The sequence below is a fragment of the Mesorhizobium alhagi CCNWXJ12-2 genome (assembly GCF_000236565.1).
In the GTDB taxonomy this organism is placed as follows: domain Bacteria; phylum Pseudomonadota; class Alphaproteobacteria; order Rhizobiales; family Rhizobiaceae; genus Allomesorhizobium; species Allomesorhizobium alhagi.
Genome location: NZ_AHAM01000274.1, coordinates 1 through 6,443, shown reverse-complemented (window position 1 = coordinate 6,443; position 6,443 = coordinate 1). Strand labels below are relative to the sequence as shown.

Genomic DNA, 6,443 nt, shown 5'->3' with positions numbered 1-6,443 from the left:
CCGCTCCCGCGGCTGCCGGGCGATCCACGACTACCCCCACCGGAACCGCCGCCCGAGCCACCGGAACCGCCCGAACCGCCCGAACCGCCCGACGCGCGGGCCTCGTTGAGCTGCAACATCGCCGGGGCGGCGTACAGCGCCCCCGCCGCGAGGCCAAGGCGCAATAGCGCTTTGCGCCGGCTGATGTTGGCCGGATTTTCGTCTGCGTTTTTAGTTGTCACGATCTTGGTCATCGTTCTTCTCCCTATGTCGCGAAAAGCGACCGTTGAGCGAGGCTGGCCGGATCGGACGCAAGGGGATGGCGAATTCCGCCAATCCATTTCGTCGATCTTTGCCAACTTCGAGGGGGGAAACGGAACGTTCCGGGTTTTATTCCACCTGCCTGCCATCCGAAGAGCGTTTTGGTTCGTTCAGGCGCTGCAGCCCGGTAGACGAGGATAGTTCGGCTGCCAAGTCAGGATGAGAACGGGTTACCTTACATGGAACCAACTCGATCGTATAGGATACCGCCGATGCTCGCCTCTCCACTAAGCTCATCCCATTGGCGCCAGATATAGCAATCCGTGTAAATCCCCTTCTCGTGAAGCGAGACCGCGAGAAAGAGCCTGACTTCACTTTCCCTGAGTTCAGGTACAAACGCCGAAACGTCGCACGCGACCAAGTGGGGCAAGTCAATGAAAGCATCGTCCGAGCAGCCGAAACGATGGTTTTCTCGTCCGATGGTGGAGATTGGTTTGGGAAATTTGTGGCGAAGCACCGCCACCATCGGACCGAGATGGAGATTGGAATATTTCCGTCAGGAAGAAACGGCTATCTGCAGGCTTTCTCCCCTCGGATTAAGCCGTACACGTTCGATCAACCGGCGTAAGCCGACTGGCAAAGCGCGACCGAGCGCGGAAAGCTGTTATGGATCCAGTCCGCGAACTCCCATACGGGCTCAGGCCGCCCGAGCACGGACGACTGGTAGTGATTTCCGCCGCGAGGGAGGCGAAGATACTCCGTGCCGACAGCGCGTCCGCCAGTTTTCCTTAATTGCGCCGTGTATTTGAAGTATTTTCCTTCTCTTCGGTGCTGTTTATGGGAGACGCACTCAGTATTTTTGCTGGCGAAGGAGAAATGGAGTATACTGCATGTAATTGACCGACAAGGAGCGATGTCGGACATCATGGCGAACACACCAGCGCAATCAGATACCCAGCCCCCACTCGGCATCTGGTATTCTGCCCTTGCCATTCTGGTTGGCGCGCTCCTGCTCGCCGCCGTCTTCTGGGCAGACCATCAAGACTTGGATTTTAACTTCACCAGGCTCCTGGTTTATTCCAGCGTAGCTGCCATGTTCGCCGGGATTGGCTCGACCGCCGCAGTCAGCTTTGGCGCCAAACCGATGGGACAGGCGGGCGTGGCAAGTGGCGCTGCAGCTATCGCCGTTTTCCTTGCCTGGTCGATCGGAGTAGACCCGCCGCCCAAACTGTCGATGACCTATTACATCAACTTCCCGGATACCAATGTCGAAAGGCCGCCGGGCCACTTCAAGGCTACAGTCGAGGTTATAAGGTCCGGCGAAACCGTGCCGTCCGTGAAAAGAGAGGTGCCGATCCAGCGCGCTCCGGGAGGAAACGTGCTGAAGGTGACTGTATCGAAGGTATCATCGGACGATTTAATCATCGTCAGGCTGCGTAGCGCTAAAGAGAACAAATCCTGGGCAAGTGCCGCCATCCTGCCGACAGAAAGCTTCATGAACCTCAACGAGGAAGCCAACTGATGCCCGAGGGACGGCGCACCTGGCGGATAAGATCGGTTGCAGCGGCCTTTGCCCTGTCCATGGCTCTCTCCACATCAGACGCGAGAAGCCAGGATGTCGACATCGACAACGTTGCCAGAAAGGCGCGCGGGAACCAGTTCGAATGGACCGCCTATGTCGTTGCAGATGATTCCGAATTGAGGAACATCAAATGCGTCGTCTACACGCTCCACCCGACCTTCCCGGACCCGGTCCAGCGCATTTGCGACACGGACAATCCCAGGTACCCCTTCGGCTTGACCGTATCTGGATGGGGGAGTTTCAACCTCCGGACAAAGATCGAGTTCAAGAACGGGTCCTCGAAAGAGGTCGTGCACCGCGTCGACTTCGACAAGCCATATCCGGACAACTGACCCCGAGACGGCAGCCATCAGCCTTTACCCAATCTCAACGGGATCGACTTGGAATGGATTCGCTGTAACATTTCACAAAAACCGCATGTTTCCGGGCACCGAAATGCCCGGAAATGGGTGATCATCCTCAGAGGATACTCAATTAGCTTAAGCGCTGCCTGGTTTCCGGCCTTCGCGCCCTAAACCTGCCAGGCTACTTTCGGCACCATTCTTGTCAAACAGCAGCCGGACGGCAACGCGCCCCAAATTCGGACATCAAGCCGCGAAGTTTTATTCCCAACGAGCTCTCACTACGAGACAAGAATGAGTCCGCCATTATCGCGGACCGTTGGATCTCTATGGTTGAAAGAAAGAGGCTACGAAGAAGGCGACGCTGACAATGATCAATGATCAGCAAGACCAGTCACCCAAACACAGGATTGGCGATAACTGGCCGCGCGAAGTGCTGGCCGAGAGCCGCACACCGCGGACCCCGCCGCCGAACTGCAAGCATCGCCCAATGGTTGCAAATGTCTACCTGGCGCACTGACAAAGCGCCGCAACATTGCATGATGGATCAAATGGTAGCGAATGTGAAACACAGCACAGACGGTCGCGCGCTTTCGGGAAAGTATTTGTAAAAATATCATAACGAAAGGCATCGGCGTGCAACGGACATTCGACACGGCGCTGGGCGCAACTGTAACCCGTGACGACGACCAGCAGGTCAGGGCCATCCAGTTTCGCGATGCCGCAAGCAAACCCTTGGGTGGCGGGGCAAAATCCGTGCTGCGGTCGGTCGCGCCGCGCCTTGGCATTCCGATCGAGGAACTGGGTTCGCTTGATCAGCCCGTCTCATACCAAGAACCCGTCGAGCAGGGCGTTCAGTTCCGGGTCAGCGACACAAAGACGTTCTTCGACACGACAACCCATGTCTATCGGCAGACCGTGCTCAATACGCCGGTCTGGGAAGCGGGTCTGACCGTTACCGCGCGAAGCAGCGACGGGCGCGTGCTGTCGATAACGAATACCCAGGTCCAGGGAGTCGCTGCCAGGCTTCCTCCCGCCAAGGATCTGGCCACGTATCGCGCGCTGTTCGCCACAGGCGAGAAGACCGATCCCTCCCCGTCGGGGCAAGCGTGGACCGCGACCAAAGCCGCCTCCGACCGGGCAGCGTCGCTTCTGTCCGAGATTCTTGCCGAGGCGTTGCAGGCAGGGCGGAAGCAAGGCGGCGAGGCTGCCGAGCCAAAACTCATCCGGGGACGTTTCTATATCTACCGCTACGACGCCGAGCGTCGCCTCTATGATCATCCGGTGCAGCGACCGGGCAAGGGCGGGGCCAATCCCGGCGATACCGAACCCGAAGTTCTGCCGACCCTGCCACTGGCGCCCGTGCCACGGTCAATCAAGGATGGCAGCTGGCGCCTTGTGGCCGAGCTGGTGATCCGCCTGCCCTACAGGGGTGCGCGCCTGAACTGGCGGCTGCTGGTCGATGTCGAGACCGGGGCGGTGCTTTACCTGAGGGCACTCGCCTCCGGGGTGAACGGGCTGGTCTTCACCTATGACCCGATCACGAGCACGGGCAACAACGGCAACGACGCCACACAGGGCAACGCCGTGCTGAACCCGCTGCGAGACGACGTGGTGCTTGAGGGGCTGGATCCGCCGATGGCGGGGACCCAGTCGCTCTCGGGCAATCTGGTCAGGGTCGTTGATGTCGAAGCACCCGCCATCGCGGCGCCGACCCGGCCCACGGGCAGCGACTTCGACTTCAACGTGCGGACCGACGATTTCAGTGCGGTGAACGCCTATTACCACAACGACCGCTTCTTCCGGCTGGTTGAGAGCCTGGGATTCCCACTCGATGACTATTTCGACGGCACGAGTTTTCCGATCGACGTCGATCATCAAGGCCTCGGCATGGCGAACAACGCGCATTGCATCGGTGATGGCGACGGGATCGACCACACATGCTACGGCCTGATTGATTCCTCGGCCGGGAATGTGGGGAATGCCGTGGAATGGTCGGTAGTCCTGCACGAACTCGGCGGGCACGGCATCCTTTACGACCACGTGAACTCGGCGAATTTCGGGTTCTCGCACAGCGCCGGCGACAGCTTCGCGATCATCCTGAACGACTTTCTGTCCGAGTGGCACAATGGCGGTGCGATTGACCGATTCATTCGCTCGCCGTTCCGACAGAACCTGCGCAGGTCGGATCGCGCCGTGGTCGATGGCTGGGGCTGGGGCGGCGTGAACGACGACGGCTCCTATGGCAGCGAGCAGATCCTTTCGACGACGATGTTCCGGGTTTACCGCTCGATCGGCGGCGACTCGACGCAGCTTACCCGCCGCGAGTTCTCGGCCCGGTTGATGAGCTATCTGATGCTGCGCGCCGTGGGCACCCTCTCGCCGGTCAGCAACCCCAACAATCCGGCCCTGTTCCTTGATGCGCTCTTGACCGCCGATGCGGGGGACTGGACGACTGAGGGCCTGTTCGGCGGCGCCTATGAGAAGGTGCTGATCTGGTCCTTTGAGCAGCAGGACCTGACCGACGGTGCACCGCCCGTCGTTGACGTCTACATCGACGACGGGCGCGGCGGCGAATACGAGTATCTTGCCGATTTCTCGGACACCGCGGCGATCTGGAACCGCCATGCCCCGGACGGGGTGGACGCGCATCAGGAGCCGACGATCGGCACCAACTACGCTTATGTAAAGATCAGGAACCGCGGCAGTTCGGCGGCCGAGGACGTTGTCGTGCGTGGATTCCACAGCAAGCCCCTGGCCGGACGGACCTGGCCGGACGACCTTCGGCCCATGACCACGCCAGAGCTGGCGGCCGGCACGATCCAGCCAAACGACAGCCAGGAGGTGATTGTCGGTCCCTTCGAATGGACGCCCACGGCCGACGCGAACGACCGCGACAGCATGCTGATGATCGTCTCGGCCCCGGGCGATCCCAGCAATACCGACAAGTTCGTGGCCGGCGAAGATATCGCGGACTGGCGGCTGATCCCCAACGACAACAATATCGCAGTGCGCGAGGTCAGGCTGCTGCCGCGTCTGGTGACCATTATCGCCGACAGCGGCGCCTTCGGAAACGTCTGTCTCGGAACGCACAAGGATATGACGCTTGTGCTCAGCAACAGCGGCTTCAATACCCTGGTCGTCGGCAACATCACCTCGTCCTCGGGCGAGTTCGAGGTGCCGGACGTTATGGCGTATCCGATCGTGATCGGCTCGGGGGACTCGGTGGAGGTGCCGATCCGGTATCGGCCGAGCGGTTTCGGCATTTCGGCCGCCACGATCACCGTGTTCAGCAATGATCCCGCAGGCGCCAGGAATGTCCGTGTGACGGGCGAAACCGCGCCCCCGCGGCTGGTGGCGATCATCGCCGATCAGGGCGATTTCGGCGAAGTCTGCCCGTGCACTTTCGCCGACTTGCCCCTAATCCTGAACAACAGCGGGAAGTGCCCGTTGACGATCCGCTCCATCACCTCGTCCTCGCCCGAATTCACAGTGGCGAATGTGCTGAGCTTCCCGATCGTGGTTGGTGCGGGCGATGCCGTGGAGATTCCGATCCGCTTCGCGCCGACAAGCCACGGAGCCAAGTCAGGCGCCATCACCATCGACAGCGACGATCCGGTCGGCGAGAAAACCATCCGCGTCTCGGGCAAGGCCCCGGAGGGTGAACTGACGATCACCGGATCGACTTGCATCGGTGCCGTGAAGGCCTGCTGTGTCGGTGAGCGGACCATCACCATATGCAACACCGGCAAATGTCCGTTGCACGTCACTGAGGTCGGATTCAACCGCAAGACCAGTCACTGGCGGCTGGTCAACAATCCCTTCCCGGCGAGGCTGCCTGCTGGCTCGTGTCTGTCCCTGCTGATCCGCTACAAAGCGACCGAGAAGTGCCCGAGATGCGTCCAGCTCGTCATCAAGAGCGACGATCCCAAGACGCCGGTCAGGATGCTCGACCTTCTAGCCTACACTGTCTGGCCGCATTCCGCCCCCGGCAAATCAGGGTGCGGCTGCGACGACTGCGGATGTGGCTGCCTGGACCAGGGCTGTGGGATGCAAAGCCTCGATCCCTGCTGTTTTGGTGAGGGTTGCGGCGAGCCGGAGGACGACGACGGCTGCTGATCGCAGGCGGTCGCACGCGCTGCCGATGACTGGGTGGATAAGGACGATCCGACTTTTCCGAGTGCCGTTTCGCTCGAAAGAAATTTGAGAGGAGGCGCGTTTTGGAAGAAGATGTCGTTGAAACCAAGAAGCTGGACTTGAGGGACGACCCCCAGGTTCTT

The 6,443-nt window shown here is 60.4% G+C and carries 4 protein-coding genes; 3 read left to right on the top strand and 1 reads right to left on the bottom strand.

From position 1 onward, the window contains the following. A partial coding sequence (locus tag MAXJ12_RS37205; RefSeq protein WP_008839715.1) for a hypothetical protein occupies nt 1-233 on the bottom strand: 233 nt, incomplete at its 3' end. Between the two features lie 920 nt (nt 234-1,153). On the opposite strand from MAXJ12_RS37205, the gene MAXJ12_RS29010 reads away from it, so the two are divergent. The 3 genes from MAXJ12_RS29010 to MAXJ12_RS34695 all read left to right on the top strand — a co-directional run bounded on the left by MAXJ12_RS29010 (nt 1,154) and on the right by MAXJ12_RS34695 (nt 6,282). Beyond that, nucleotides 1,154-1,762 carry a hypothetical protein gene (locus tag MAXJ12_RS29010; RefSeq protein WP_008839713.1) on the top strand — a complete coding sequence of 203 codons (609 nt, stop codon included), beginning with the start codon at nt 1,154-1,156 and terminating at the stop codon, nt 1,760-1,762. Then, a complete protein-coding gene (locus tag MAXJ12_RS29005) occupies nt 1,762-2,154 on the top strand; it encodes a pYEATS domain-containing protein (protein WP_008839712.1) in 393 nt (130 codons plus the stop codon). Before MAXJ12_RS29010 ends, MAXJ12_RS29005 begins: the two co-directional genes overlap by 1 nt. 645 nt (nt 2,155-2,799) lie before the next feature. Then, nucleotides 2,800-6,282 (top strand): choice-of-anchor D domain-containing protein, encoded by a 3,483-nt coding sequence (locus MAXJ12_RS34695; RefSeq protein ID WP_008839711.1) that lies wholly within the window; start codon nt 2,800-2,802, stop codon nt 6,280-6,282. The last annotated feature ends 161 nt before the right edge of the window (nt 6,283-6,443 follow it).

Excerpts from the sequence above, each read along its gene's own strand:
- MAXJ12_RS29010 (WP_008839713.1), top strand. The coding sequence starts at position 1,154 with ATGTCGGACATCATGGCGAACACACCAGCGCAATCAGATACCCAGCCC.
- MAXJ12_RS29005 (WP_008839712.1), top strand. The coding sequence starts at position 1,762 with ATGCCCGAGGGACGGCGCACCTGGCGGATAAGATCGGTTGCAGCGGCC.